This is a genomic window from Arthrobacter sp. SlRoot2-15 (assembly GCF_059739345.1).
Window position 1 is genome coordinate 220,211 of sequence record NZ_AP046058.1, and the last position, 26,023, is coordinate 246,233.

A 26,023-nucleotide genomic window follows, 5' to 3' on the forward strand; every position below is an offset into this window, starting at 1 on the left:
TAGCGCAACGGGTCAGGCGGGACAGGTTAAGGCGGAAACCCGCTCCGCCTGGGCCGTGCGGACTGCCGGCACACCGTCGCCGTCCTGGCCGTAGAGCCAGTCGTTGTAGCGGAAGTCGTTGTCCTTCCGGCTCTTGAACAGCAGGTTCCGCAGCGTGCGGGCCAGCCCGGAGACGTGCCAGGATTCGCCCCAGACGCGGGCGGTGCGCTGGACCCGGGCGGTGCGGGCGGCGCGGATGCTGTTGAACTCCTTGATTGCGCCGTCCCAGGCGTCCGGGTTCACGCCGTCGTCGGTGAAGACCGACCCGACGGTGGCGTCCTGCAGCACGGCGGCGTCCTCGAGCGCCTGGCAGGCGCCCTGGGCCAGGTACTGGAGCATCGGGTGGGCGGCGTCGCCCATCAGCACCATCCGCCCGGCGACCCAGTTTTCGATCGGGTCGCGGTCGTACATGGGCCAGCGGATGCCGGTGGCCAGGTTCTTCAGCGCTTCCTGGACGGCCGGGACGCAGTCCTTGTACGCAGCCTCGAGCTCGTCCACTCCCCCGTACTGCTCTTCGCCGCGCTCGAACGAGGGGGACTTGAAGACGGCCACGGTGTTCAACAGCTCGCCCTTGCGCAGCGGGTACTGCACCAGGTGGCAGTCCGGTCCGAGGTAGACAATGACGTCCTCGAGGTCGGCCTTGGGCGTGTTTTCGGTGATCGGGACGGTGCCGCGGTAGGCGACGTAGGCCGAGGAGACGGGCTCGTCGTTGGTCACGAGCGGGCGCAGGGTGGACCGGAGTCCGTCGGCGCCGATCACGACGTCGGCCTCGTAGTCCACTCCCGCTGCGGTGTGGGCCACGCCGCGGCCGTTGACGGTTTCAACGCTTTCGACCATAACGTCGTTGACCAGCGTGACGCCGGCGGCTTCGCAGCCTTCGAGCAGGACCCGGTGCAGGTCGCTGCGGTGGATCACGACGTACGGCGCGCCGTAGCGCTCGGCAAATTCGCCGCCGAGGCTCTGGCGGGTGAGTTCCTCGCCGGTGACGGCGTCGCGGAAGACCAGGTGCTTGGGCTGGACACCGATTTCCAGCGCCTTCTCCAGCAGGCCCCAGCGCTGCAGGACGCGGGAGGCGTTGGGGGCCATCTGCAGCCCGGCGCCGACCTCGCCGAATTCGGGCGCCCGCTCGACGAGGGTGACGTTGGCGCCGTTCTCACGCAGTGCGAGGGCTCCGGCCAGTCCGGCCATTCCCCCTCCGATAACGAGGACATCCGTGGACTTGCCGTCGGCAGACGCGGAACTGGTGGACGGGACGTGCTCAGACATTGCTTGCTCCTGATGGTGAAGAGTGGATCGAGAGGTTGGATTTGAGTTTCAGGCCGACGGCCACCAGCAGGGCCGCCGCGATGGCGGCCGCGCCGGCAAAGGCGAAGAAGTTGGAGTTGACGCCCAGTCCGGCCGCCAGCAGGAGGCCGCCCACCTGGGGAGCGGCGACGGCGCCGATCCGGCCCGTTCCCAGCGCCCACCCAAGTGCGGTCCCGCGCAGGTGTCCGGGATAGTGGCTCGCGACGGCGGCGATGATCAGGCACTGGGTGCCGTGGGTCCCGACGCCGGCGAGGACAAGCATGAGGTAGACAACCGTGACCGGCGGGCCGGTTACGAGGACCACGAGGGCGACGGCGGCGACGGCGGCCGCGGCAATCGCCGTCGGGATCGGACCGAACCGGGTGCCGGCCCAGGCCGTGATGACCGAGCCGGCCACCGCGCCAAGGTTCAGGGCCAGGGCAAAGGTCAGGGCGGAGCCCAGGTTGTAGCCGGCCAGCTGCATGAGGTTGGGCAGCCAGGTGCCCAGCCCGTACCAGGCGAACAGGGTGGCAATCGTGGCGACGGCGAACAGCATGCTGATCCCCAGGTAGGGGGCCCGGAGCAGGGAGGAGAATCCGGCCGGTTCCTTGAGTCCGTGGCCGGCCGGGGCGGTCTGGCCGGCTGCTCGGACGGTTTCCCTGCCTGTGGCACGCGCCGGGGCGAGGGTTTCCGGGAGATACTTCAGCCCCAGGGGCACCACGATCAGCAGGGCCAGCACGGCCACCAGGAACATGGACTGCCAGCCGAACGCGGGAATGAGCTGGATCCCCACGAGGGCGGCGATGGAGCCGCCGATCGGGACGCCGGACATCATCAGGGTGGCGATGGTGGACCGCCATTTGGTGGGCACCAGTTCCGCTACCAGGGCGTTGGCCGAAGGCACCAGCCCGCCGAGCCCGATGCCCGCCAGCAGGCGCAGTGCGCCGAAGACGGGGGCGTTGGGAGCGAAGGCGCAGAGAATGGTGAAGACCGAGAAGACGACGGCACAGCCGAGGATGGTGCGGCGGCGGCCCCAGGAGTCGGCCATCCGGCCGGCGAAAATGGCGCCGATCATCATGCCGACGAAGGCCATCGAACCGATGGTCCCGGCGGTGGCCTTGCTCAGGCCCCAGCCCGTTTCGGAGATGAGCGAGGACTGGACGGTGCCGTACACGATGAGGTCGTAGCCGTCGAAGACCACAAGGAGCCAGCAGACGAGAACCGCGGCCGCCGAGCCTTTGGAAAAGCGGGAAGCGGGCCCGTCCGCGACGGCGGAGGCGGCAGTCCCCGGCACGGACCGTTGCGGCACTGCAACAGATGGTGTGTGATTCATGCCACTCACTGTCCTAGCCGCCGCAGGTGAACCACAATACAATTCTGATGTGCAGAATGAACCAGCGCCCAAGTCAGCCCGGAAGCCCGTTCAGAAGCGGCCCACGTATTCGATCGAGGCGGTCGACAACGCCCTGCAGCTCCTTCAGCTGCTCCGCGACGGCGGAGCCCTGCGGCTCAAGGACGCCGCCGAGGAACTGGGGGTGGCCCCGTCCACGGCCCACCGCCTGCTGGCCATGCTGGTTTACCGCGGTTTCGCTGTGCAGGACGAGACCCGCCGCTACGTCCCCGGCCCGGCCATGGGCGTCGGCCCGGCCGGCCTCGCGTGGACGCGACTGCTGCGCACCCTGGCCCAGCCGCACATGGAACTGCTCTCCGCCCGGCTCAACGAGACCGTGAATCTGATGGTGCGGGTGGGCACAAAAGTGCGGTTCCTGGCCACGGTGGAGGGAAACAACGTATTGCGCGTGGGCGACCGGCAGGGAACGGTCATGCCGGCCAACAGGACGTCCGGCGGCAAGGCCATGCTGGCCGAACTCGACGCGCCGATGATCGAGCAGCTCTTCCGCAGCAACAACGCCGAGATCGGCGGGGACACCATCCCGGACGCCGAGTACCCGGCCTTCCGGCGCGAGCTGGAGTCGATCCGCAGCAACGGCTTCGCCGCCAATTTCGAAGGCACCGAGGAAGGGGTGAGCGCGCTCGGCATGGCCCTGCACAACCGGCACGGCCACGTGGTGGGTGCGCTCAGCGTCGCCACTCCGGCCACCCGGTTCCGCCGGGTGTTCGACGCCGGGCTCGTCCCCGCGCTGCGGGAGACCTGCCGGCAGCTCGAGATCGATATCGCCGCCAATCCGGCCGAGCCGGACTGAGCGCGGCCGCCCGACTGGCTCGCAGATAAGGCCGTTTTGAGTGCTAATAACGGCCTTAACTGCCACTTAGTTGGGAAGTAATTCTGACTGGCAGAATATGTTGGAGGTCACACCCGCGGATCCGTAAGGTCGAACTACGCCGAAAACCTGTTCTGACCTACCGAGGAGGCCCACGTGTCCATCAGCGCCGAGAACACGACCCATGAATCAGTGGCTGCGGGGCACACCGCCCCCGAGCCCACGCCCGAAGAGGCCGCGCAGCTCCAGGAGCTGTACCGTGATTTTGACCGCGAGAACCTGATCCCGCTCTGGACCGAGATCGCGGACCTGATGCCGATGGTCCCGAGCCCGAAGGCGGTCCCCCATGTCTGGCGGTGGAGCGACCTGTACCCGCTGGCGGCCCGCGCCGGCGACCTCGTCCCGGTGGGCCGCGGCGGCGAACGCCGCGCCATCGCCCTCGCCAACCCGGGACTGGGCAACACCCCGTACGCCACCCCCACCCTGTGGGCAGCCATCCAGTACCTCGGGGCCCGCGAGACCGCCCCGGAACACCGCCACTCGCAGAATGCCTTCCGCTTCGTCGTCGAAGGCGAAGGGGTCTGGACCGTTGTCAACGGCGACCCGGTCCGGATGTCGCGCGGCGACTTCCTGCTGACCCCGGGCTGGAACTTCCACGGCCACCACAACGACACCGACGAGCCGATGGCCTGGATCGACGGCCTGGACATCCCGTTTGTGCACTATGCCGACGCCGGCTTCTTCGAGTTCGGCACCGAGCGCGTCACCGACGAGGCCACCCCGGACATCTCCCGCTCCGAGCGGCTCTGGGCCCACCCGGGACTCCGTCCGCTCTCGGGCCTGGACGACACCACCAGCTCGCCGATCGCGGCCTACCGCTGGGAATACACGGACCGCGCCCTGCGCGAGCAGCTGCTGCTGGAGGACGAGGGCCACCCGGCCACCGTGTCCCAGGGCCACGCCGCCGTCCGGTTCACCAACCCCACCACGGGCGGGGACGTCATGCCGACCATCCGGGCCGAATTCCACCGACTCCGCGCCGGCGCCTCCACCGAGGCGGTGCGCGAGGTCGGCTCCAGCGTCTGGCAGGTCTTCGAAGGCCGCGGCTCCGTGGTCCTGAACGGCGAAACCCGGACCCTGGAAAAGGGCGACCTGTTCGTTGTCCCGTCCTGGGCCTCTTTTTCCCTTCAGGCGGAGCTCCAGGCCGAGAGCGAGTTCGATCTCTTCCGCTTCAGCGACGCCCCAATTTTCGAACGGCTGAACTTCAACCGCACCTACATCGAAGGACGCAAGAACGCATGAAACTCCTGACCCTCCGCACCGGAAACGGCTCGACCAAGGCCGTCCGCCAGGACGGCGACACCCTGACCGAGATCGACGGCTTCGCCGACGTCGGAGCGCTGCTCCGCTCGGAAGGCTGGGAAGCGACCGCGCAGAACGCCAGCGGCGTCACCCACCCGCTCGAAGGCGCGGACCTCGACGCCGTGGTCCCCTCCCCCGGCAAGATCATCTGCGTGGGCCACAACTACCGCAACCACATCAAGGAAATGGGCCGGGAAGTTCCCGAGTTCCCCACCCTGTTCGCCAAGTACGCCGAATCCCTGATCGGCCCGAACGATGACCTGGCCCTGCCGCAGGAATCCGACACGGTCGACTGGGAGTCCGAACTCGCCGTCGTCATCGGCAAGAAGGGCCGCCGGATTTCCGAGGCCGACGCGGCCGAGCACATCGCCGGGTACGCCGTGCTCAACGACGTGTCCATGCGCGACTACCAGTTCCGCACCATCCAGTGGCTGCAGGGCAAGACCTGGGAAAAGTCCACCCCGTTCGGCCCGGCCCTGGTCACCAAGGACGAGTTCAGCGGCGGCCTGATGACCACCGCCGTGGACGGCGAGATCCAGCAGAGCACTCCCACCAACGACGTCGTCTTCACGCCGGAGTTCCTGGTCTCCTACATCTCCACGATCATCACGCTGAACCCGGGCGACGTCATCGCCACCGGCACCCCGGGAGGCGTGGGCCACGCCCAGGACCCGAAGCGCTACCTGCAGGAGGGCCAGCTCCTGGTCACCAGCATCGAGGGCCTGGGCGAGCTGAAGAACCGCGTGGTCAAGGAAGCCTGATGGTTGCCCGCCACGACCAGACGACGGACCCGGAGCTGCTCGCGGCCCTGTTGCAGGCGCGCCGGGGCACGGCGTTTTTCGCCCGCAAGCTCAACGAGCTCTCCGACGCCGACCTCGACGGCGACTCGCTGCTGCCGGGCTGGACCCGCCGCCACATCACGGCGCACATCGGCTACAACGCCCGGGCCATCGCGCGACTCATCGAGTGGGCCGCCACGGGGGTGGAGACCCCGATGTATCCCTCCACCGACATCCGGGACCACGAGATCGATTTCGGCACCACGCTGAGCCCGATCGCGCTGCGGCACCTGTTCGACCACTCCGCCGTGCACTTGAACGTGGAATGGCGGGACCTGCCCGAGGATGCGTGGCACCACAAAGTTCGCACCATCCAGGGCCGCGAAGTGCCCGCCACCGAAACGGTCTGGATGCGCAGCCGGGAAGTCTGGATGCACGCCGTCGACCTGGCCAACGGCGCGGCTTTCCGGGACATTCCGGTCCCCGTCCTGGAGCGCCTGCTCAAGGACATCACCGGGGCATGGAAGACCCGCGGCACCGATGCGGGCCTTGTGGTCAAGGTCACCGACCGCGATCTGACATTCGGGGACACGACGTCGGCGTCCCCGACCGTGGTCTCCGGGCCGCTGCCCGGCGTCGTCGAATGGGCCGCGGGCCGCGGCAACGGCGGCGTCACCGCCGCGGGCGCGGAGACCGCCAACGGCACGGTTCCGGCCGCACCGAAGTGGATCTGAGGCCGGCGCAACGGCCTACAAACCGGGAGGCCCGTTCGCCTGAACAGTTCAGGCGAAGGGGCCTCCCGCTTTCGTGCTTGGCTGTCCGTCCCGGGGCACTTTGAGGGCGATGCCCGACGCCGGCGCCCTGGCTGAAGGCGTGTCCGCGCCAAAGTGCCCCCGGAGCGCGGCCGGACCTTCCCGGGCCCACAGCGTTTCCCGCCGGCCCGACCGGCCGAATCGACGACGATGGCCGCGTTCCCGCCCAGTTGCAGGTCCGAGAAGCCCACCCGGGCAGGCGACACGCCTGCCGACTGCGCGCGGCGGATCCGGTAACTGGGCTGGAGCGCAGCAGGCGTGCCGCCTCCGTTGGTCCACCGCGTTCTCCTGCCCCCTGCCCTGCCGTCCAGCCAACGGCATCGGGTTCACTTCTGCGAGGACCGGCTCAGCCCTCGTCGCAGAGCAGGTGGTACCAGCTGTCGGCCAGTACCTCGAGAGCGTGTTCACGGTTCGGTTCGAACTTCCGCCGCGTCCAGAGGGTGGCCACGTAGTCGAGCGAGGTGAAGGCCAGGGTTCCGCGGATGTGGCGGGTCTCCGCCGGGAAACGCCCGGCCAGCTCCATGCCGCGGACCAGGTCGGAAATGACCTCCTCGTGCCAGCCTTCCACCATCTCGCGCACCTCGCGGTCGACGGCGGCGGCCTCGTCGAGGACGTCGAGGTAGGGCCGGAAGACCGGCCAGAGCGCCGCCCGGGACTCGAGCCAGGCCAGGATCCCGGGCAGCTCGCCGGCGCGCACTACGTCCACCAGGTCGGGCGCGGTCGATCCGCTCTCCGGGCCGTCGGCGCGGTCCAGCACCGCGTTGACGCGCGCCATGAAGTCCCGCATCAGATCGGCGCGTGAGGGGTAGTAGGCGTAGAAGGTGACCCGGGTGGTGCCGGCCGCGGCGGCGATCTCGTCGATGGTGGTCGCGGCGTAGCCCTTCACCACGCGAAAGTCGGCCGCGGACGGCTGATCCCGGCGCTAGAAGGTGCCGGCGGGGGTGCGTCCGAGGTATCCCTCGCTGGGCAGCCCGGTGCCCGCGTATGTCCAGAGCGTACCGTCGGGTTTCCGGGCTACAAGGTCAGGGTGCCCGTCAGCGTTGAGGTCCCCGGAGCCAAGGAGAGCGTCGAAGCTGTTCCAGCCGAAGTAGCCGATCTTCACGGCTGCCTTGTAACCGCCGCTGGTCGCGTCGACGCGGCCCGTCCCCTGGTAGTACCAGAGGGTGCCGTCGGGTTTCCGTGCCACCAGGTCATTGTGGCCATCACCGTTGAAATCCCCTACCCCCGTCATGATGTCGAAGGTGTCCCAGCCGAAGGCGCCGATCTTCACCGGCAGGCCGTACCCGGTGCTCGTGGCATTCACCGCTCCCGTTCCGGGGTAGAGCCACAGGGAGCCATCGGGCTTGCGGGCGGCCAGATCATTCTTGCCGTCGCCGTTGACGTCTCCGACGCCGACCAGGGCGTTGAAACTGTTCCAGCCGAAGTTGCCGATCTTTACCGGCAGGCCGTACCCGGTGCTCGTGGCATTGACCGCTCCCGTTCCGGGATAGAGCCACAGGGAACCGGCGGGACTGCGCGCAATCAAGTCATTCTTGCCGTCGCCGTCGACGTCACCGGCCCCGACCAGGGCATCGAAACCGTCCCAGCCAAAGTTGCCGATCTTCACCGCGGGGCCGTAGCCTCCGGCCCCGGTCCCGGGGTAGAACCAGAGGGTGCCGTCGGGTTTGCGGGCCAGCAGGTCATCTTTAGCGTCGCCGTTGAAGTCGTGGACGTTGACGAGCATATTGAATGCCTGCCAGCCGAAGGCGCCGATCTTGGCGGGAGGGGCGAGGTAGCCGCCGCCTGCGGTGCCTGTGCCGGCGTAGAAGAAACCGGATCCGTCGCTCTGGCGGGCGACCATGTCGGGGCGTCCATCCTTATTAGCGTCGCCGACGCCGATTATGTCGCCGTAGATGTTCCATCCGGTGCCGATCTGCTGCCCGTTGACGAGTCTTGCGGCCCCGGTGTTGGCGTAAAACCAGAGTGTACCGTCCGGCTTCCGGCCGACCAGGTCGCTGGTGCCGTCGCCGTTGAAGTCCCGGACGGCCACGAGCTTGTCGAAGATACTCCAGCCGAAATCAATCTGCCGTGCAGTTCCCGGCAGCCCGTTTCCGGCGCCGGAGTAGAGCCACAGGGTGCCGTCGGGCTTGCGTGCGACGAGATCCGACAGCCCATTGCCGTCGAAGTCCCCTACCCCGAGGAGCGTGTCAAACATGTTCCAACCGAAGTTGCCGATCTTCACCCCGCCGGCGAAGCCTTTGCTTGTTGCGTCGACGCGTCCGGTGCCGGCGTACAGCCAGAGCGATCCGTCCAGGTTCCGGCACACCAGGTCCGGGCGGCCGTCGCCGTTGTAGTCGCCGACGCCGACGATCTGGTCAAACGCCTGCCACCCGAAATCGCCAATCCGCTGCCCTGCCCCGAAGTGCCCGGCCCCGTCGCCGGGAAAGAACCACAGGGTGCCGTCGCTCTGGCGCTGAACCACGTCCGGAAGTCCATCACCGTTGACGTCCCCGGCGGCCACCAGCTTCTCTTTCCAGTCTCCGGGGCCGGTCCCGGGTGTCGGGTTGGGGTTGGGCGCGGGTGACGGCGTCGGCGTCGGCGTCGGCGTCGGGAGCGGTCCCGGAACCGGTCCCGGCGTCTGGGCACCGCTGTTGATGACCACGTCGTCGGCGTAAATATCGCCCATCTGCTGGTCGTGTTCTGCACCGAGCTGCAGCCGGTCGAACGTAGTTGCGCTGATATTCACCGTTTGGGCAAACACCGATTGGCCGTCCCACCAGATTTGCACCCCGGTCGCGGCGCCCTTTGGCACCACGTGCATAACCAGGTGGTGCCAGCTGCCCAGCGTCACGGTCGAGGCCAGGGTGGTGTAGACGAACCCCTGGGCGCCAGTGACGCGGAGCACCAGATCGTTGGTGACGTTGTGCCGGAAGACATCCACGAACCTGATTCCACCTGAAAAGAACCGAAAGTAGGGGACATCGTTCCCCGCTAGCCCCTCCTTGGTGATGTTGAACCAGCCGTCCGCGTAGGCTTCCCTCATTCCGGCTGGCAGGCCCACGGACATGTTCGCGATCGAGGCGTTGTCCGTCGTCGCGTGCAGATGGGCGGAGCACGCCGGACTATTCGACTGGTCGGAGGCGACCGCCACGGTGCCGGTACCCGAGGTGAACGGAGTGAACGGCGACAGAGTGCCCGATTCGAAATTGGTGGCCGCCACCGTGGTTCCGGGATACGGATCCACCGGTGCGGGAGCGCCGGGCTGACATGTCGGCGGGGCGGCGGACGCCGGCCCCGGACTGAACGCAGAGACGCTGACCAGGGGCAGCGCCAACAGACCTGCAAGGATTAGCCTTAGAAACCTAGTCATGTCCTTCGTCCCCACCCCAGCGCAACTTGAGCGTATCGCTCCGTCGTGCGGCCCGGGTCTCGCCAAACGCCCCTGCCGTGACGGTGCCTCCCCACACAGTAGGGCGGGCATCTTGGAAAAACCTTGCAAACGGAAACGCAGCAATCCCGCCTGGCCCCGGGCCACTCCGGGTGGGGGTGACCGTCAGTCGTGGACGGGCTCACCCGTGACTCTGTGGTCGGCGTGGTTCAGGCCCTCCATAACGAGGCGGGTCAGGTGTCCGTCGGAGATGCTGTACACGACGCGGCGGCTCTCCTTCCGGGTGGTCACGAGCCCGCTGAAGCGCAGTTTGGCCAGATGCTGGCTGACGGATGTCCTGGACGCTCCGGTGCGCTCCACCAGGGAGGACACATCGGAGGGTTCCTGGGCCAGCAGCCACAGGAGATGCAGCCGGGTGGGGTCCGAGAGCATCCGGAACGTGGCCGTGGCGGTGTCGAGCCGCCGGGAGTCGGGGGCCGCGTCGTGGTGGAGGCTGGGTGCTGCGGCGCGCTGTACGCTGTCCATCCGATCACCTCCTCGTCGTCGCGGGCGTGGTGCCGGTCTTGGCGGTCGCGGGCCAGAATAGCAGGGCGGCCGCGGTGCCGATGGCCGCCACCGCCGCGAGGGCGCCGGCCGCCACGGGCTGGCCTGCCACAGCGCCGATCCAGCCGGCCGCGGGGTAGGTGAGGATGAAGCACGCGTGCGAGAGCGAGAACTGGGCGGTAAAAATGTAGGACCGGGTGCTGTCCGTCGCGGCACGGCGGAGCAGCCGGGCCGAGGGTGTATTGATCATCGACGTTCCGGCTCCGAGCACCACCCACAAGCCCAGCAGTACGGGCCACGGTCCCGACGAGACCAGCAGCACGAAGGCACCGGCCAGGCCGACGGAAAGCAACGCTGCCCCCGCCCCCATCAAGGTACGGTCTCCGGTCCGATCCAGAACCCTGGGCGCCGCCAGGGCGACGACCATGGATCCGGCACCGAAACAGGCAAGGGCGAGTGCGACGTCCGCGTTTGACCCGCCGAACAACTCCCGGGTATAAACCACGGTGTTGACCAGCACCAGTGCCGTGGCCGCCGCCACCACCAGGTTCAGCGCCATCAGGCCCCGCAGTTCCGGCGTCTTGGCAAAGATCCGGGCGCCCAGGGTGGTGCGGTGCCACAGCGAACCCTCCGGCGCAGCCGCGTGCACCGCCGGCAGCCCTGTGGTGATGACGAGCGCCGCCGAGACCAGGAACCCTGCCACGGTGCCCAGGAACAGTTCGTGGAAGGACACGACTGTCAGCAGCGCGGCCGCCAGGGCGGGACTGAGAAGGGACTCGAGGTCGTACGCCAGGCGCGAGAGTGACAAGGCGCGTGTGTAGTGCCGCTCATCGGGCAGCACCACCGGGATCAGCGCCTGGAAGGCAGGAGTGAACGTTGCCGAGGCACTCTGCAGCACGAAAACCAGCACATAGATCTGCCAGGCCTGGTCAACCGCCGGCAGCATCAAGGCGATGCCGGCCCGGATCAGGTCAGCACCAACCAGCACTGCCTTCTTGGGAAGCCTCTCCACGAGGGCCGCCATCAGGGGCGCGACAAAGACGTAGGCGAGCATTTTGATGGTCAGCGCCGTCCCGAGCACCGCCCCGGCGTCACCGCCGGCCAGGTCAAAGGCCAGCAGACCCAGGGCGACCGTGAGGAGACCGGTGCCAAGCAGGGCAACGATCTGGGCCGAAAAGAGTTTCCGGTAGGCCTTGACGGCCAGAACTTCAAACAACGGGGCTCCCAGTCGGGTCGGCGAAGCGTTCATCGTGTGCACATGTGTGCACACATTAGCCTACCCTGGACCCGCCCCGCCGTGCTAGGCCAGGCTCAGCTCGTCCGAGATTGCCCGCGCCGCGTCCCGCAGGAGGGGAACCGCGCGGTCGGCAAAGGCCTGGTCCACCCGGGATACCGGGCCGGAGACGGAAATGGCCATGGGTGTCGGCGCGTTGTCGACGGCCATGGCGAAGCAGCGGACGCCGAGCTCCTGTTCCTCTTCGTCGACGGCGTAGCCCCGCTGCCGGATCGTCTGGAGGTCCTTGAGCAGGGTGTCGAGGTCCCCGATGCTCTTGGGGGTGGGCGTGGGCATGCCGCTGCGGAACACGATCCCCCGGACGGTGGCGTCGTCGAGCTGGGCCAGAATCGCCTTGCCCACGCCGGTGGAGTGCATGTGGGCCCGGCGGCCCACTTCGGTGAACATGCGCATCGAGTGCCGCGACGGCACCTGGGCGACGTAGATGATCATGTCCGCGTCCAGCACAGCCATGTTGGCGGTCTCCCCCAGTCGGTCCACGAGGGACTTCAGCTGCGGCCGGGCCAGGACGCCGAGTTGTTTGTTCGCGCCCTCGCCCAGCCGGATCAGCCGGGGCCCCAGCGAGTACCGGCGGTTGGGCAGCTGCCGGACATAGCCCAGGCTGACCAGGGTGCGCAGCAGCCGGTGGATCGTCGGCAACGGCAACGATGTGGAGGACGAGAGTTCGCTCAGCATGACTTCGCCGCCGGCGTCGGTGATGAGTTCCAGGAGTTCAAAAACGCGCTCGACCGACTGGACGCCTCCGGGGGCCTTTTCAGCCATCTCGCTCTGTCTCCTGCCGGTCCCTGCCGATATCAAATATCCGCATCGTGAAATTTTTGTCTGACGATTCCAAGATACAACACGCCCGCCGCGGGCCCCGGGCCCGGCCGCCGCCAGCGCGCACGGCCGTGCCGACGGCCGTACGCGCTGGCGAATTCCCTAGATTGCCTTGCCGGGGTTGAGGATGCCGAGCGGGTCAAAGACCTTCTTGATGGCGTGCTGCAACTCGAGGGAGTCGCTGCCCAGTTCGTCCCGCAGCCAGTCGCGCTTGAGGATTCCGACGCCGTGTTCCCCCGTCAGGGTGCCGCCGAGGCTCCGGGCCAGCTCGAACATCTGGCCCAGTGCAGCCTTGGCCGGGCCTTCCGTGGAGGGCTGGCCGGGGTCAAGCACGATCATCGGGTGCAGGTTGCCGTCGGCGGCGTGGGCAACAGTGAAGATCCGCACCCCGGTGCGGCGCGAGATTTCCTCGATGCCGGCGACCATCTCCGCGAGCCGGCCGCGCGGCACACCGACGTCGCCGATGCAGACGTCGCCGAGCAGTTCCAGGGAGGGAATGGCCTCCCGGCGCACTTTGAGCAGTTCGGCGGTTGTTTCCGGATCCGCGGCCTTTTCGTAGGACGAAGCGAGCGGCTTGATGGCCTCGATCAGCACCTCCTGTTCCAGGAATGCCCCGTACCCGTCGGTCTGGGCGAGGAGGAAGGCTCCGCCGCGGCTTCGGTAGTCGGTCCCGAGTGCCGCGTCGACGGCCGCCAGGGTCGGGCCGTCCATCAGTTCCAGTACGGACGGGGTCACGCGCGAGGAGATGATGGCCGAGGCTGCCTGGGCGGCGGCCACGATGTCCGGGAAGAAGGCGGCGACAGTCGCCGTCGCGACCGGGAGCGGGCGAAGCCGCAGCGTAGCTTCCACAACGACGCCGAGCGTCCCTTCGGAGCCGATCATGAGCGCGTTGAGGTCATACCCCGTGACCCCCTTGATCGTTTCCCGGCCGGTCACCAGGAGCCGGCCGTCCGGCAGGACAACCTTCAGCGCCAGGACGGATTCGCGGGTGACGCCGTACTTGGCGCACCGCATGCCGCCGGCGTTGGTGGCGATGTTGCCGCCGATCGAGCAGATGGCGGTGCTGGCCGGATCCGGGGCATAGAAGAGCCCGTGTTCACCCGCGGCCGCGTTGACCTCCGCGTTGAGGATGCCGGGTTCGACGACGATGAGCTGTTCCAGCGGATCGAGCCGCAGGATGCGGTTCATGCCGGAGACGTCGAGGACGATCTCGCCCGCCTGGGCGGCCGAGCCTGCCGCCAGGCCGGTGCCGGCACCCCGGGCGACGATCGGAACCCGCCCCGCCGTCGCGCGGACCATGGTGTCCACAACGTCGTCGATGCTGGTGGCGTACACGACGCCGTCCGGCAGCGTCTCGGGCGTGTAACCCGACCGGTCGGTGTTGACGCTCCTGCGGGCAGCTTCCGCCGTCGAACCGTGCCGGGCGGCGGCGAGCAGCGTCGCCCCCGCCTCTGAAATGGTCTCACTCACGTTGGTCCTCACAAGCTCTGCTCTCTATCTGTTGCTTTGTATTCTCATTCCGGCGCGGCCCCGGCCATGGGGCCGGGGCCGCGCCGGACTGTGTTGGGACGGTGTCGGTTGCTTAGGGAACCATCCAGCCCAGCACCGGGGTGGACTGCAGGACAATAAGGATGGTCAGGAATGCCAGCAGTCCCAGGCTCCAGCCGATGAGCTTCCGGAACAGGACGCTCTCGGCCCCGTCCAGGCCCACTGCAGCCGAGGCAACGGCCAGGTTCTGCAGGGACAGCATCTTTCCGAGGACCCCGGCAGAGGAGTTGGACGCAGCCATCAGGGTCGGCGACAGGCCCGTTTGCTGGGCCGCGGTCACCTGGAGCTGGCCGAACAGTGAGTTGGACGAGGTGTCCGAGCCCGTGAGCGCAACACCGATCCACCCCAGCAGCGGGGACAGGAAAGCGAAGAAGCCTCCGGCGGACGCCAGCGCAATGCCGAGCGAGTTGGTCTGCCCCGAGACGTTCATAACAAACGCCAGGGCCAGCACCGAGGTAACGGAGACGATGGTCCAGCGCAGCTGGAACAGCGTGTCGCGGTAGATGCGGAGACCCCGCAGCGGTGCCAGCTTGTACAGCGCCATGGTGATGATGCCCGAGATCAGCAGCAGCGTGCCGGTGGCCTTGAGGTGGTCAAGCTTGAATTTGTGGGCGGCAACCGGTTTCCCGTTGGGATCCACCGCGTCCAGGCCGGGCCATTCGAACGTCACCGACCCCACTGCTGTGAGCCAGTTCTTCACACCCGGAAGCTGGGCGATCGAGAACACCGCCATGATGATCAGATAGGGGGCAATCGCCATCCACACTTCGCCGTTGGAAGGCCTGACCGCGGCGTCCCTGCGCTCCCCGGCCGTGCCCGCCTGCGCGGGCGCACCGTTGCGGCTCACGCCGCCGAGGCCGGAGGACGTTCCGTAGCCGGTACCGGCCTTCGCACCGACGCTGGCCAGTTCGGCGTCGGCGGTCTCGTTGTCGGCGATGTCGTGCATTCCGATGATCTGCGCCGGCTGCCAGTACTTCAGCATGACCAGCACCACCGCCACGGTGGCAATGGCGGCGACGACGTCGGTGAGCTCCACAACCAGGAAGTTCGAGGCAACGAACTGCGCCAGGCCGAAGACGACGCCGGAGACCACGGCCACCGGCCAGGTTTGCCGGACACCGCGCTTGCCATCGACGATGAAGACCAGGATGAGCGGGACGATGACCGCGACAAAGGGCGTCTGGCGGCCGGCCATGGAGCTGAGGTCGTGAAGGGGGATGCCGGTGACACCGTTAAGGGCAATGATCGGCGCGGCCATCGCTCCGAAAGCCACGGGGGCGGTATTGGCCAGCAGCGCCACGATGGCTGACTTCAACGGTTTCATGCCGGCCGCCATGAGCATGGCGCCCGAAATTGCCACCGGGGCACCGAACCCCGCCAGGGCCTCCAGCAGCGCCCCGAAACAGAAGGCGATCAGGATCGCCAGGATGCGCAGGTCGTTGGAGATGGAGCGGATGGTCCGGCCCAGTACCTCGAACCACGGGGTATCCACCGTGAGCTTATAGACCCAGAGCGCATTGATGAGGATCCAGAGGATCGGGAAGATGGCATAGAAGGCGCCCTGGCCGGCGGCGCTGAGCACCTGGCCAAAGGGCATCTGCCAGCCCACAACCGCGAGCACAATGGACAGCAGCAGGCTCGCGATGGCAGCCTTGGGCGCCTTGACCCGGAAGACGCCCAGCAGAACAAACAGGAGCAGCAGCGGCAGGGCGGCAACCACGGCTGACATGGCGAGGGAACCCGCAATCGGATCGATGACTTGCTGGAACGGCTCAAACCTGGGACTCACAAAAACTCCTTTGTTTTCTCCGAGCTATCGGTGGGCACTGCGGTGGCAGCATGGCGGCAATCCGCTCAGCCTGCGGATTGAATTCCGCATAGTGGAATATATCTTTTGTTCAGTGATATTCAGTGACTGAGAGTATGTGCGATCCAGGTCACAGTCAACCGTCCGCCCCGGCGCGGCGCTGCGCCGCGCCGGGGGCCGCAAACGCCGTTGACAGGCGGCAGCGGGGCTGGGTAGGTTTTATATATTGGTATTTAACTTCCACAATGCGAAATTTGATCTTGAGAGGTGGCCGGTATGCCGAATCACGTGGAGACAAACGGGCTGAACGTCGCCGAGGAGCTCTACGCCTTCGTCCGGGACGAAGCGCTGCCGGGGACGGGAATCGAAGCGGAGGCATTCTGGGCCGGCGCCGCCGAGCTCATCTCCGAGTTCTCGCCGAAGGTGCAGGAACTGCTGGACATCCGCGACCGGACCCAACAGCAGATCGACGAGTACCACCGTTCCCGGGGCGCGGCTCCGGTGGACCCGGAGGAGTACGAGGATTTCCTTCGCTCGATCGGCTACCTCGTCGACGAACCCGGGGACTTCACCATCTCCACTGAGCGGGTTGACCCCGAGATCGCGACCGTCTCCGGAGCGCAGCTGGTGGTCCCGCTGTTGAACGCGCGGTTCGCGGCCAACGCCGCCAACGCCCGGTGGGGCTCGCTCTACGATGCCCTGTACGGCACCGACGCCATCGACGAAGCGGACGGACGCGGGCACACCAGCGGTTACAACCCGGTCCGCGGTGCCGCCGTTGTCGCCCGCGGGCGACAGTTCCTGGACGAGACCACCCCGCTGGCGGGCGCATCGCATGCCGATGTCACCGCCTACCGGATCACCGACGGCGCCCTCCTGGCAGAGACTCCGGACGGCGCGAAGAAACTGGCGGATCCGGCCCAGTTCGCCGGCTTCAGGGGATCCGCTGAAGGACCCGAGTCCGTGCTGCTCGTGCACCACGGACTGCACGTGGAGATCCAGATTGACCGCAGCCACGCCATCGGTTCAGGCGACCCTGCCGGCGTCAAGGACATCGTGCTGGAATCCGCCATCACCACCATCATGGACCTCGAGGACTCCGTTGCGGCGGTCGATGCCGGCGACAAGGTCGCGGGCTACCGCAACTGGCTGCAGCTGATGCAGGGCACCCTGAGCGCCGACGTCGAGAAGGGCGGACGCACGTACACCCGGCGCCTCAACGCCGACCGCGTCTACACGGCACCCGACGGCTCGGAGCTGACCCTGCCCGGCCGCTCGCTGCTGCTCATCCGCCAGGTGGGCCACCTGATGACCAGCGACGCAGTGCTCGACGCCGACGGCGCACCGGTGCCGGAGGAAATCCTGGACGCCCTGTTTACCAGCCTCGGTTCCGTGCATGACCTCCGCGGTCCGCACGCCGGCCGGAACTCCCGTGCCGGATCGGTGTACATCGTGAAGCCAAAGATGCACGGCCCGGGCGAGGTGGCCGTGGCCTGCGCGCTGCTGGCCGGCACCGAGTCCGTGCTGGGGCTCGAACCTCTGACCCTCAAGATCGGCATCATGGATGAGGAGCGCCGCACCTCGGCCAACCTGAAGGCGTGCATCTGGGAGGCGCGGGAACGGGTGGCGTTCATCAATACGGGCTTCCTGGACCGTACCGGCGATGAGATCCACACCTCGATGCTGGCCGGTCCCATGGTCCGCAAGGCCGACATGCGCAACTCCAGCTGGATCAAGGCCTACGAGGACGCCAACGTCGATATCGGACTGGAGTGCGGCTTCAGCGGGCGCGCCCAGATCGGCAAGGGCATGTGGGCGGCCCCCGACAACATGGCCGACATGCTCCAGCAGAAGATCGCCCACCCGCTCGCGGGCGCCGACTGCGCCTGGGTCCCCTCGCCCACCGCCGCGACTCTGCACGCCATCCACTACCACCAGGTCGACGTGGACGCCCGGCAGGCCGAACTCGCCGGGAAGCGCCGTTCGACACTGCGGCAGCTGCTGACCATCCCGGTCGGCGATCCTGCCGGCTGGGATGCTGACGCCCGGCGCAACGAGCTGGACAACAACATCCAGAGCAGCCTGGGCTACATCGTCCGTTGGGTGAACGACGGCGTCGGGTGCTCCAAGGTCCCTGACATCAACGGCACGGCGCTGATGGAAGACCGCGCTACCTGCCGGATCAGCTCACAGCACGTGGCCAACTGGCTCCAGCACGGCGTCGTGACCCCGGAGGAAGTGGAGGCATCCCTGCGGCGCATGGCCGCCGTCGTCGACGAACAGAACGCCTCAGACCCCGGCTACACGCCCATGTCCCCCGCGTTCGACGGCGAAGCCTTCCTCGCCGCCCGCGAGCTCGTGCTTGAGGGAGCCGCCCAGCCATCCGGCTACACCGAGCCGGTCCTGCACCGGCGCCGCGCCGCGCACAAGAACACCGAGAATTTGGCAAGGAACGCATCATGAACCTGACACTGGAATCCGCACAGTCCATCATCAGCGACGCCTTCGCGGCCGGGGCGCAGCACGGCTTCAAACCGCTGACCGTGGTGGTCCTCGACGCCGGAGGCCACGTGATCGCCGCCGCGCGCCAGGACGGCGCCTCGAACAACCGCTTTGAGATTGCGCAGGGCAAGGCCTACGGGGCGCTGGCCCTAGGGATGGGTTCGCGCGCCATCATGGAGCGGGCCGAGCAACAGGCCTACTTCATCGCTGCGGTGACCGCCGCCGTGGGCGGCCGGCTCATCCCGGTGCCCGGCGGGGTGCTGGTCCGGGGGCAGGACGGCACGGTCCTGGGTGCTGTCGGCATCACCGGCGACACTTCGGACAATGATGAGACGGCGGCGACGACGGCGATTGAGGCCGCCGGCCTGACGGCCCAGGCCGCCTGACCCCGGGCCGCTCCCCTCGATCATCTTTTGGGATCCGAGGGGGTGGACCGTCGCCACGGCTCTGGTTTTCGGGTGTATCGGGACGTATCGTTAAGTATCGTTCGTGATCCACCGAGGAGAACAACATGCGCAATTCACACCCGATGGGCGGCTTCGGCGGCCCCAACATGGACAACATGTGGCAGGCCGTCGAAGATCTGCGTTCAAGGTTCGAGAAGCGCGCGGGCACCCGCGCCGGGCGGGGCGAGGTGCGGTCGGCCGTGCTCGCCCTGCTCGCCGAACGGCCGATGCACGGCTACCAGATCATCCGGGAAATCGAGGAGCGCAGCAACGGCAGCTGGAAACCCAGCGCCGGCTCGGTCTACCCCACGCTGCAGCTGCTGGCCGACGAGGGACTGATCCGGGCCGAAGAGTCCAATGGCCGCAAAATCTACTCGCTGACCGACGCCGGGCGCGAGGAGGTAGCGCAGGCCGACGCGTCAGCGCCCTGGGAGGAAACGGGCCCCGCCCCCGGCCCGGGCTTCGCGGCCCTCCCCAAGGCCGGCGTCGAGCTTGCGCAGGCCGCGGCGCAGGTGGGCCGCACCGGCTCCCCGGAGCAGGTGAAGCAGGCCGTGGCGGTGCTCGACGAGGCACGCCGCCGGCTGTATTCGATCCTCGCCCAGGACTGACGGGGGTGCCGGCGGCCGGTCGGGCCCGGGCGGCCCCGGTGTCAGGCGCCGGGAACACCCGCGCCCGCTACCGCCGTATCCTGCGCTTCGCCGCGTGGCACCTCGCGGTCACCTGGTGGTTCGAGCTGATCCTCCCCCGCGTTGGGCTGGGCGGACTTGCCGGGCGCACGCGGACCAATCGGATGCAGAACTTCGCCAGGCGCTTCCACGTGCTGGCGGTGGAACTGGGCGGCCTGATGATCAAGGTTGGCCAGTTCCTGTCCTCCCGGCTGGATGTGCTCCCGCCCGAGATCACCAAGGAGTTGGAGGGGCTGCAGGACGAGGTCCCGCCCGTCTCCTTTCCGGCCATCCGCGCCCTCGCCGAAGCGGAGCTCGGTGCGCCGCTGGAGCAGGTTTTCGCCTCGTTCGAGGAGACGCCCATCGCCGCGGCCTCCCTCGGGCAGGCGCACCGGGCACAGCTCCTGCCCGCCAATGCCGCGGACGCCGGGCTCCACAGCGTGGTCGTGAAGGTGCAGCGTCCGGGCATGGAGGAGATCGTCGACGTCGACCTGGCGGCGCTGCGTAAGGTGGGCGGCTGGCTCAGCCACGTGCGCCTGGTCTCCGCCCGCGCGGACATGCCTGCCCTGGTCGAGGAGTTTGCCCAGACCAGTTTCGAGGAGATCGATTATTTGCATGAGGCGGCGAACGCCGAGCGCTTCGCCGCCGATTTCGCCGACGACGACCGGGTGGATGTGCCCGTCGTCGCCTGGGAGTGGAGCACCCGCCGTGTCCTGGTGCTCGAGGATGTTGCGGCGATCAAGATCACGGATGCGGTGGCCCTTCGTGCGGCCGGCATCGATCCGGCTCAGGTGGCTCCGGTCTTCGCATCGGTGATGTTCGACCAGCTGTTCACCAACGGCTTTTTCCACGCCGACCCGCACCCCGGCAACATCTTTGTCACCCCGGTGCCCGGTGCTTCCGCCGCGCATCCCTGGAAGCTGACGTTTATCGACTTCGGCATGATGGGCGAAGTTCCGCCGGGCACCCGGAGGGGCCTGCGGAAGCTGCTGATCGCGGCCGCCTCGCGTGACGGCAAGGGCCTGGTCGGCGCGATCAGCGACGTGGGAGTGCTGGTCCCGTCGGCCGACAGGGCGGAGCTTGAGCGGGCGATGACGCAGCTCTTCGACCGCTTTGGCGGAATGGGCTTCGCCCAGCTGCGCGAGGTGAACCAGCGGGAGTTCCTGGAGTTCGCCGTCGAGTTCGGGGACCTGGTCCGCTCGCTGCCGTTCCAGCTGCCGGAGAACTTCCTGCTCATCATCCGGGCCATGTCGCTGACCTCGGGGGTGTGCAGTTCGCTGGATGAGGAGTTCAATCTCTGGGACTCGGTCGAACCCTATGCGGCGCGCCTGCTCCGTGACGAACGCGGCAACGTGGTGCAGGACGTGGCCCAGCAGGCGCTCGACGCCGCCGGGACCGCGCTGCGCCTGCCGAAACGCCTGGACGGCCTGGTCACCCGGATCGAGGAGGGTTCACTGGCCGTAGCCAATCCGCGGCTCGAACGCCAGCTGGCGCGGCTGGACCGCTCGGTGCAGCGGACGGGCTCGGCGCTGGTCTTCGGCGCCCTGCTGATCGCCGGGTCCGTGCTGCGGGCGGACGACGCCGTCCTGGGCAGCGTGCTGATGATCGCGTCGGTGGTCCCGCTGCTGCACGGGCTCTGGGTGGGGCGCCGCGGCCTGTGATCAGTACTCGCCCTTGAGCACGAAGTAGGACCCGCGGATCACGCCGGCCAGCTTCGATTTCTGCTGGGCGAACTTGAAAGCTGCCAGTTCCTCCGGGACCTCCATGCCATCGGACAGTTTGAAGCCGACGGCCCGCTTCCCGCCGTCCTCGATGCTGTACATAACGTTGATGGACAGTCCGGACTCGTAGAAGACGTAGTCCATCCGTAAGCCGTCCACCTCGAAGCCGGTGGCTTCGAGCGGCCGCGAGCCGATGACGATGCCGCGCTCGTCCCTGAGGATGCGGCTCACCCGGTCCACGACCTCCGGAACGTCGCCGGCCGGGCTCACGGTAAAGGCGTGGTCATATTTGTTGCGGTAGTAGCGGGCCTCGTTGGCGCGCAGTCCGGCCAGCGCCCCGGCAACCGGGGACGTTTCCAGGCCCACGGTGGCAACGTTCTGGAAATCAACGACGTACGGCATGCGCCCTCCCGGGATAGACGTGTGGTGGACCAACAATAACGTGGCGGCGCTCTGCCGGCCCGAAAGGGCCCCTCCCTTCGACTCTGTCCGTCTCCGGTGCCCGCCCCTACAATGGCGCTATGGCAGTTCCGGAATATGGAAAAGTACCGCAGCCCGTCGGTGGCGGGGCTCCGAAGGCGCTCGTCCTCTCCGCCGATAAGTTTGAAGATCTGGAGTTGTACGTCCCGGTCTTCCGCCTTGTCGAGGCGGGGTGGACGGTCGATATCGCCGCCCCGGAAGAGGGCCGGATCACCGGCGAAAGCAACTGGTACTACGTCATCGCCAACAAGCGCATCGACGACGTCGACCCTGACAAGTACGACCTTCTCTTCATCCCCGGCGGCAAACCGGAGGGTGCACCGACCACGGTGAGGAACAACAGCCGGGCAGTGGACATCGCCCGTTCGTTCTTTGCCGGCAACAAACCGGTCGCCGCAATCTGCCATGGACCGTATCTCCTGGTTTCCGCGGACCTTGTGAAAGGCAGGCGGCTAACCTCCTATTGGGGCGACGGCGTTCCGGAGGAGATCACCAATGCCGGCGGGACCTGGGAGGATGCGGACGTCGTGGTCGATGGAAATCTCGTCACCTCTCGATGGCCGATGGACCTGGCAGCGTTCTCGCGCGAAATGATGAAGTTGGTTGGCAACCGCGCCTGACTGGAAGGGCGCCGTCACCAGCCGCCGCGCGTGGGTGTATGCCCCTTTCGGGCATCGTCGGGCATGGCCATCTCGGCCCGCAGGCCCAGGAGCCGGACCGGACGGCCCGCCTCGATTGCCGCGGCCAGGTCAAGGGCCCGCGCGAGGACTTCGTTCCGGTCGAAGGTCTCCGGAATCTTCCGCGCATGGGTGGTGGTTAGGAACGGCGCGTACCGGACCTTCAGGGTCAGCCCAATCACGGGCCGGCCCTCTGCGGCAACATCCTCAAGGACCCGCGCTGCCAGCTCCCGGACGGCGTCGTCCACCTGCACGGGGTCGGTCAGGTCCTGTTGAAAGGTAGTCTCGCGGCTGTGCCCGCGGGCAACCCACGGGGTGTCGTCCACAACGCTGGTGCCGTCTCCACGTCCGAGTTCCGCGTACCAGGGGCCCATCCGGGGTCCGAACTCCGGGACCAGGTTTTGGGGGTCGGCCGCGGCGAGCTCGGCGACCGTGCTGATGCCGAGTTTGGCCAGCCGTGCGGAGACTTTGGTTCCGACGCCCCACAGCTCCCTGGTGGGCCGGGCGCCCATAACCTCGAGCCAGTTCCCGGCCGTGAGCCGGAAGACCCCGGCCGGTTTGCCGAATCCGGTGGCCACCTTGGCCCGGACCAGGGTGTCGCCGATGCCGACGCTGCAGTGCAGCAGCGTGCGCTCCAGGACGGCGGCCTGAATCTGCCGGGCGTAGGACTCGGGATCCGCCGTCTCGATGCCAACGAAGGCCTCGTCCCAGCCCAGCACCTGGACTGTCGCACCGGGCTGGGCGCGCAGGGTCGCCATCACCGTCTCAGAGGCGGCGAGGTATGCCTCCCGATCGACGGGCAGGATCACGGCGTCGGGCACTTTGCGGGCCGCCACCCGCAGGGGCATTCCGGAACCCACACCGAACGCCCTGGCTTCGTAGGAGGCGGTCGACACCACGGCCCGCTCGGAGGGGTCGCCCCGGCCTCCGACAATGATGGCCCTGCCCGCAAGTTCCGGCCGCCGCAACACTTCGACCGCCGCGATGAACTGGTCGAGGTCGACGTGCAGCACCCACCGGATTCCGCTCACGCCACCAGCCTGCCCTATTGGCGGGTGCGACGGGTGAAGACCATATGGACGACGCCCGCCGGGGACGGAGTCGTTTCGATGTCGAAGCGCTGTTCGAGTCCCTCGAGGGAATCCCAGAGCCGTTCACCCCGGCCCAGGACTATCGGCACGACGACGATGTGCATGTGGTCGATCAGATCGGCCTCGAGGAACTGCCGGACCGTGCTGACGCCGCCGCCGATCCGGACGTCGAGGTCACCGGCCAGGGCACGCGCCTGCTTGAGCGCGGTGACGGGGTCGGCGTCGACGAAGTGGAAGGTTGTTCCACCCTCCATCTCCAGGGTCGGCCGGGGATGGTGGGTCAGGACGACCACCGGGGTGTGGAAGACAGGGTTGTCGCCCCACCACCCCTTCCATTCCTCGTCCGCCCAGGGGCCCCGCTGCGGCCCGAATTTGTTCCGGCCCATGATCTCCACGCCAACCCCGGGCCCCCAGCCGCTCGCAAACGCCTCGTCGACGCCGAACGATCCCTCCGACTCCCCGTGGAAGCCCATCTGGCGGAAGGTGCGCGTCTCGAAAGCCCACTCCATCAGCCGCGAGCCTGCATGACCGAACGGTGCGTCGAGTTGCTGGCCCTCGCCGGTGCCGAAGCCGTCGAGGGAGATCGAGAAGTTGTGCACGCGGACGAGGGACATATCAGCTCCTGGGGTGCTTGTAGGTTGCAGTTACCTTATGGTGATTGCACCCGGCGACTCAAGAGGTTCCCGTCTTGGCGGCGTAGTCGGCCGCTTGGTCCCGAACCTGGCGTACGTAGGACCCGGACTGGTTGTAGGAGTAGACGGCGTCGGTCCAGCCTTGCGCGGTGGAAAGGTCACGGCCGTGGGCGCACAGATAGGCCGCCGCGCTAAGCGCGGCGTCGTCGATATTGAACGGGTCAGCTGTTCCGTCGCCGTTCCCGTCCCGGCCCGCGAGCTGCCAGGTGGAGGGGATGAACTGCATGGGTCCGACGGCGTGGTCCCAGCGGGCGTCGCCGTCGAGGGCTCCGGCGTCGGTGTCGGCGATGGCGGCGAACCCGGCGCCGTTGAGGCTCGGGCCCACGATCGGACCGCTAGCTTCGCCGTTTGCGTTGAGGCTACCGCCGCCGTAGCTTCCGTGGGCCGTTTCAACAAAGCCGATGGCGGCCACGGTGTTCCAGCCGATCCCGCACTTCGGAGCGGAATCGTTGGCCGTGGCCGCTGCGGCAACGTAGGCCCGGAGCGCGCGGGCCGGAATCCCGGTCTGTCCGGCCGCCCGGATCAGCCACTCGGCATCAGCGCTGGGGGTCACGTTCACGGCGGTGGTGAGGCCTGCGGAAGATGCGGCGAGTCTCGCCCCCGCCCGCGGCGGCGGAGCCAGTGCCCCGCTGGCGTCGGCACCGGGCTGGCGGACAGCCCAGAATGAGAACGCCGTGATGACGCATAGCGCGAACAGGCTGAAGACCAAAAGACGTTTGAGACGGAGCACCGACTAATCAAACCATCCAGGTTCGGTGGCCGGTAACCGTGGGCGCCGCGGTCAGCAGACCAGCGTTAGCGGCGGACGGCAGCGCGCCGGCGGCCGGCATCGCTGCTCATCTGCGCGTAGGACTTCTCCGGATTCCGGGCGCAGTCAGCGACCAGCCCGCGGTTCACGACCTCGGCCAGCAGCACCGGGAGGCGGTAGTCGGCGGTGTCCTCCAGTGCCAGTTTCAGGTACCGGGCGGCAAATCCGGACTTACCTTTGAGCCATTCCAGCCAACCGATGAGGCAGAGCATCGGGGCGCGCTGTCCTTCACGTGTGGCCTTCATCAGTTCGAAGGCGACTTCCTGGGCGGTGTCCACACGGGCCCAGTCCGGACGGCCCTCGAACAGTCCAAGCATGACAAACCGGAATGGATCCGATGCACCGGTGATGACATCAGTCATGAGACAGTCCCTGATAACAGGGTGCTGAAATCCCGCCGCGAGTTCCTCCGCGGTCTGGGCGGTCAGGGTGGCGGGCGTCCGCAGAACCTGCGCCCACTGCTCCCGGCTACTTTCCAGCCCGGCGGCCCATCTATCCGGGCGGGAATCCGCGCTGGCGTCGCCGGATCCGTTGTTCCCGGTGAACTGTGCCGGTGCGGTGACTCCTGTGGTGTTGCTTGCGGCGCGGATCAGGGCGGCGTGTCCGGCGCTGGTGATGACCGAGTCCAGCGGCCCCTTGGTCCGGGAGCCCGGGTCGGGGCGGAGGTAGTTCATCCAGGCCTCGGAAGCGACCAACCATGCGTCCGGGAGCGGCATTTCCGCGGTGACCAGCTCGCCAATCAGTGCCGCGACGTGATCGGCGTGCGGACGGCGGCGGTTTGAGCTGGCTGCGTCGTGGCCCTGGCGGCTGGCCGGTATCCGGGCGAAGGTCGGCGGGTTGGTGCCGAACCGCGCGCCCACGCGGAGCGTGAGGCTTGGCCGGTTTCCCTTCATGGTCAGCACGTGGCGGTATAGCTAACACTCATCACAAGAAGCGTCCACCCTTGGGTTGCGTTTATGGCTGGCCGGCGCCGCTTGGGGACAGGCGCCGGCCAGCGCCTATGTCGGAAGCCCGGCCGCCAGCACTGGTGGGGGTCCAGGCTACAGCGGCGCTTCCAGAGCAGTA

At 67.8% G+C, this 26,023-nt stretch carries 23 protein-coding genes; 9 read left to right on the forward strand and 14 right to left on the reverse strand.

The window, feature by feature from the left end; translation table 11 throughout:
* Positions 1 to 12: 12 nt before the first annotated feature.
* Both AC6I9V_RS01030 and AC6I9V_RS01035 read right to left on the reverse strand, forming a co-directional pair.
* Entirely contained in the window at positions 13 to 1,305 is a 1,293-nt protein-coding gene (locus AC6I9V_RS01030; RefSeq protein ID WP_497898020.1) for an FAD-dependent oxidoreductase, read from the reverse strand.
* Positions 1,298 to 2,656, reverse strand: a complete 1,359-nt coding sequence (locus AC6I9V_RS01035) for an MFS transporter (protein WP_349411679.1) — start codon at positions 2,654 to 2,656, stop codon at positions 1,298 to 1,300. Before AC6I9V_RS01035 ends, AC6I9V_RS01030 begins: the two co-directional genes overlap by 8 nt.
* Before the next feature lie 49 nt (positions 2,657 to 2,705).
* On the opposite strand from AC6I9V_RS01035, the gene AC6I9V_RS01040 reads away from it, so the two are divergent.
* The 4 genes from AC6I9V_RS01040 (at position 2,706) to AC6I9V_RS01055 (ending at position 6,420) form a co-directional block, all read left to right on the forward strand.
* Complete coding sequence (locus AC6I9V_RS01040; RefSeq protein ID WP_349411680.1) at positions 2,706 to 3,527, forward strand: IclR family transcriptional regulator; 822 nt, start codon at positions 2,706 to 2,708, stop codon at positions 3,525 to 3,527.
* A 174-nt stretch (positions 3,528 to 3,701) separates the two neighbouring features.
* Positions 3,702 to 4,847: a cupin domain-containing protein gene (locus tag AC6I9V_RS01045; protein WP_349411681.1), complete on the forward strand. Its 1,146-nt coding sequence runs from the start codon at positions 3,702 to 3,704 to the stop codon at positions 4,845 to 4,847.
* Positions 4,844 to 5,668, forward strand: coding sequence for a fumarylacetoacetate hydrolase family protein (locus AC6I9V_RS01050; protein ID WP_349411682.1), 825 nt, complete (start codon positions 4,844 to 4,846; stop codon positions 5,666 to 5,668). The genes AC6I9V_RS01045 and AC6I9V_RS01050 overlap by 4 nt, the downstream gene beginning before the upstream one ends.
* On the forward strand, positions 5,668 to 6,420 hold the full coding sequence (locus AC6I9V_RS01055; protein ID WP_497898021.1) for a maleylpyruvate isomerase family mycothiol-dependent enzyme: 753 nt from the start codon (positions 5,668 to 5,670) through the stop codon (positions 6,418 to 6,420). The genes AC6I9V_RS01050 and AC6I9V_RS01055 overlap by 1 nt, the downstream gene beginning before the upstream one ends.
* A 424-nt stretch (positions 6,421 to 6,844) precedes the next feature.
* Here the strand turns inward: AC6I9V_RS01055 and AC6I9V_RS01060 are convergent, their stop codons facing one another.
* The 7 genes from AC6I9V_RS01060 to AC6I9V_RS01090 all read right to left on the reverse strand — a co-directional run bounded on the left by AC6I9V_RS01060 (position 6,845) and on the right by AC6I9V_RS01090 (position 15,798).
* Positions 6,845 to 7,384, reverse strand: a complete 540-nt coding sequence (locus tag AC6I9V_RS01060) for a TetR/AcrR family transcriptional regulator (RefSeq protein WP_497898022.1) — start codon at positions 7,382 to 7,384, stop codon at positions 6,845 to 6,847.
* Between the two features lie 36 nt (positions 7,385 to 7,420).
* Positions 7,421 to 9,697, reverse strand: a complete 2,277-nt coding sequence (locus AC6I9V_RS01065; RefSeq protein ID WP_497898023.1) for an FG-GAP repeat domain-containing protein — start codon at positions 9,695 to 9,697, stop codon at positions 7,421 to 7,423.
* Between the two features lie 333 nt (positions 9,698 to 10,030).
* Positions 10,031 to 10,390, reverse strand: a complete 360-nt coding sequence (locus AC6I9V_RS01070; protein WP_497898024.1) for an ArsR/SmtB family transcription factor — start codon at positions 10,388 to 10,390, stop codon at positions 10,031 to 10,033.
* Positions 10,391 to 10,394: 4 nt separating this feature from the next.
* On the reverse strand, positions 10,395 to 11,624 hold the full coding sequence (locus AC6I9V_RS01075) for an MFS transporter (protein ID WP_497898025.1): 1,230 nt from the start codon (positions 11,622 to 11,624) through the stop codon (positions 10,395 to 10,397).
* An 84-nt stretch (positions 11,625 to 11,708) separates the two neighbouring features.
* Positions 11,709 to 12,464, reverse strand: a complete 756-nt coding sequence (locus tag AC6I9V_RS01080) for an IclR family transcriptional regulator (RefSeq protein WP_497898026.1) — start codon at positions 12,462 to 12,464, stop codon at positions 11,709 to 11,711.
* A 159-nt stretch (positions 12,465 to 12,623) separates the two neighbouring features.
* Positions 12,624 to 13,991: an FAD-binding oxidoreductase gene (locus AC6I9V_RS01085; protein WP_497898027.1), complete on the reverse strand. Its 1,368-nt coding sequence runs from the start codon at positions 13,989 to 13,991 to the stop codon at positions 12,624 to 12,626.
* A 112-nt stretch (positions 13,992 to 14,103) separates the two neighbouring features.
* Positions 14,104 to 15,798 carry an L-lactate permease gene (locus tag AC6I9V_RS01090; protein WP_497900221.1) on the reverse strand — a complete coding sequence of 565 codons (1,695 nt, stop codon included), beginning with the start codon at positions 15,796 to 15,798 and terminating at the stop codon, positions 14,104 to 14,106.
* 354 nt (positions 15,799 to 16,152) lie between these two features.
* On the opposite strand from AC6I9V_RS01090, the gene AC6I9V_RS01095 reads away from it, so the two are divergent.
* From AC6I9V_RS01095 to AC6I9V_RS01110, 4 genes are all read left to right on the forward strand, one after another.
* Positions 16,153 to 18,339 carry a malate synthase G gene (locus tag AC6I9V_RS01095; RefSeq protein ID WP_497898028.1) on the forward strand — a complete coding sequence of 729 codons (2,187 nt, stop codon included), beginning with the start codon at positions 16,153 to 16,155 and terminating at the stop codon, positions 18,337 to 18,339.
* Positions 18,336 to 18,764, forward strand: a complete 429-nt coding sequence (locus tag AC6I9V_RS01100; RefSeq protein ID WP_349411693.1) for a GlcG/HbpS family heme-binding protein — start codon at positions 18,336 to 18,338, stop codon at positions 18,762 to 18,764. Before AC6I9V_RS01095 ends, AC6I9V_RS01100 begins: the two co-directional genes overlap by 4 nt.
* Positions 18,765 to 18,889: 125 nt before the next feature.
* Positions 18,890 to 19,432, forward strand: a complete 543-nt coding sequence (locus tag AC6I9V_RS01105) for a PadR family transcriptional regulator (RefSeq protein ID WP_497898029.1) — start codon at positions 18,890 to 18,892, stop codon at positions 19,430 to 19,432.
* A 182-nt stretch (positions 19,433 to 19,614) separates the two neighbouring features.
* Positions 19,615 to 21,150, forward strand: coding sequence for an ABC1 kinase family protein (locus AC6I9V_RS01110; RefSeq protein ID WP_497900222.1), 1,536 nt, complete (start codon positions 19,615 to 19,617; stop codon positions 21,148 to 21,150).
* Here AC6I9V_RS01110 and AC6I9V_RS01115 read toward each other — a convergent pair whose 3' ends face one another.
* Positions 21,151 to 21,612 carry a DUF8821 family protein gene (locus AC6I9V_RS01115; RefSeq protein WP_497898030.1) on the reverse strand — a complete coding sequence of 154 codons (462 nt, stop codon included), beginning with the start codon at positions 21,610 to 21,612 and terminating at the stop codon, positions 21,151 to 21,153.
* 119 nt (positions 21,613 to 21,731) lie between these two features.
* On the opposite strand from AC6I9V_RS01115, the gene AC6I9V_RS01120 reads away from it, so the two are divergent.
* Positions 21,732 to 22,310: a type 1 glutamine amidotransferase domain-containing protein gene (locus tag AC6I9V_RS01120; protein WP_497898031.1), complete on the forward strand. Its 579-nt coding sequence runs from the start codon at positions 21,732 to 21,734 to the stop codon at positions 22,308 to 22,310.
* Positions 22,311 to 22,324: 14 nt separating this feature from the next.
* Here the strand turns inward: AC6I9V_RS01120 and AC6I9V_RS01125 are convergent, their stop codons facing one another.
* The 4 genes from AC6I9V_RS01125 to AC6I9V_RS01140 form a co-directional block, all read right to left on the reverse strand.
* The gene (locus AC6I9V_RS01125) at positions 22,325 to 23,398 is read right to left on the reverse strand and encodes a DNA polymerase IV (RefSeq protein WP_497898032.1); all 1,074 of its coding nucleotides are present in this window, start codon (positions 23,396 to 23,398) and stop codon (positions 22,325 to 22,327) included.
* Between the two features lie 14 nt (positions 23,399 to 23,412).
* A complete protein-coding gene (locus AC6I9V_RS01130) occupies positions 23,413 to 24,072 on the reverse strand; it encodes a dihydrofolate reductase family protein (RefSeq protein WP_497898033.1) in 660 nt (219 codons plus the stop codon).
* Between the two features lie 58 nt (positions 24,073 to 24,130).
* Complete coding sequence (locus AC6I9V_RS01135) at positions 24,131 to 24,880, reverse strand: lytic transglycosylase domain-containing protein (RefSeq protein ID WP_497898034.1); 750 nt, start codon at positions 24,878 to 24,880, stop codon at positions 24,131 to 24,133.
* Positions 24,881 to 24,945: 65 nt separating this feature from the next.
* Positions 24,946 to 25,851 carry a DUF4192 family protein gene (locus AC6I9V_RS01140; RefSeq protein WP_497900223.1) on the reverse strand — a complete coding sequence of 302 codons (906 nt, stop codon included), beginning with the start codon at positions 25,849 to 25,851 and terminating at the stop codon, positions 24,946 to 24,948.
* Positions 25,852 to 26,023 lie beyond the last annotated feature (172 nt).

Coding starts and splice junctions, on each gene's coding strand:
- AC6I9V_RS01055 (WP_497898021.1), top strand. CDS start 5,668: ATGGTTGCCCGCCACGACCAGACGACGGACCCGGAGCTGCTCGCGGCC.
- AC6I9V_RS01050 (WP_349411682.1), top strand. CDS start 4,844: ATGAAACTCCTGACCCTCCGCACCGGAAACGGCTCGACCAAGGCCGTC.
- AC6I9V_RS01105 (WP_497898029.1), top strand. CDS start 18,890: ATGCGCAATTCACACCCGATGGGCGGCTTCGGCGGCCCCAACATGGAC.
- AC6I9V_RS01120 (WP_497898031.1), top strand. CDS start 21,732: ATGGCAGTTCCGGAATATGGAAAAGTACCGCAGCCCGTCGGTGGCGGG.
- AC6I9V_RS01035 (WP_349411679.1), bottom strand. CDS start 2,656: ATGAATCACACACCATCTGTTGCAGTGCCGCAACGGTCCGTGCCGGGG.
- AC6I9V_RS01130 (WP_497898033.1), bottom strand. CDS start 24,072: ATGTCCCTCGTCCGCGTGCACAACTTCTCGATCTCCCTCGACGGCTTC.
- AC6I9V_RS01030 (WP_497898020.1), bottom strand. CDS start 1,305: ATGTCTGAGCACGTCCCGTCCACCAGTTCCGCGTCTGCCGACGGCAAG.
- AC6I9V_RS01115 (WP_497898030.1), bottom strand. CDS start 21,612: ATGCCGTACGTCGTTGATTTCCAGAACGTTGCCACCGTGGGCCTGGAA.
- AC6I9V_RS01070 (WP_497898024.1), bottom strand. CDS start 10,390: ATGGACAGCGTACAGCGCGCCGCAGCACCCAGCCTCCACCACGACGCG.
- AC6I9V_RS01095 (WP_497898028.1), top strand. CDS start 16,153: ATGCCGAATCACGTGGAGACAAACGGGCTGAACGTCGCCGAGGAGCTC.
- AC6I9V_RS01080 (WP_497898026.1), bottom strand. CDS start 12,464: ATGGCTGAAAAGGCCCCCGGAGGCGTCCAGTCGGTCGAGCGCGTTTTT.
- AC6I9V_RS01100 (WP_349411693.1), top strand. CDS start 18,336: ATGAACCTGACACTGGAATCCGCACAGTCCATCATCAGCGACGCCTTC.
- AC6I9V_RS01110 (WP_497900222.1), top strand. CDS start 19,615: ATGCAGAACTTCGCCAGGCGCTTCCACGTGCTGGCGGTGGAACTGGGC.
- AC6I9V_RS01090 (WP_497900221.1), bottom strand. CDS start 15,798: ATGTCAGCCGTGGTTGCCGCCCTGCCGCTGCTGCTCCTGTTTGTTCTG.
- AC6I9V_RS01140 (WP_497900223.1), bottom strand. CDS start 25,851: ATGAAGGGAAACCGGCCAAGCCTCACGCTCCGCGTGGGCGCGCGGTTC.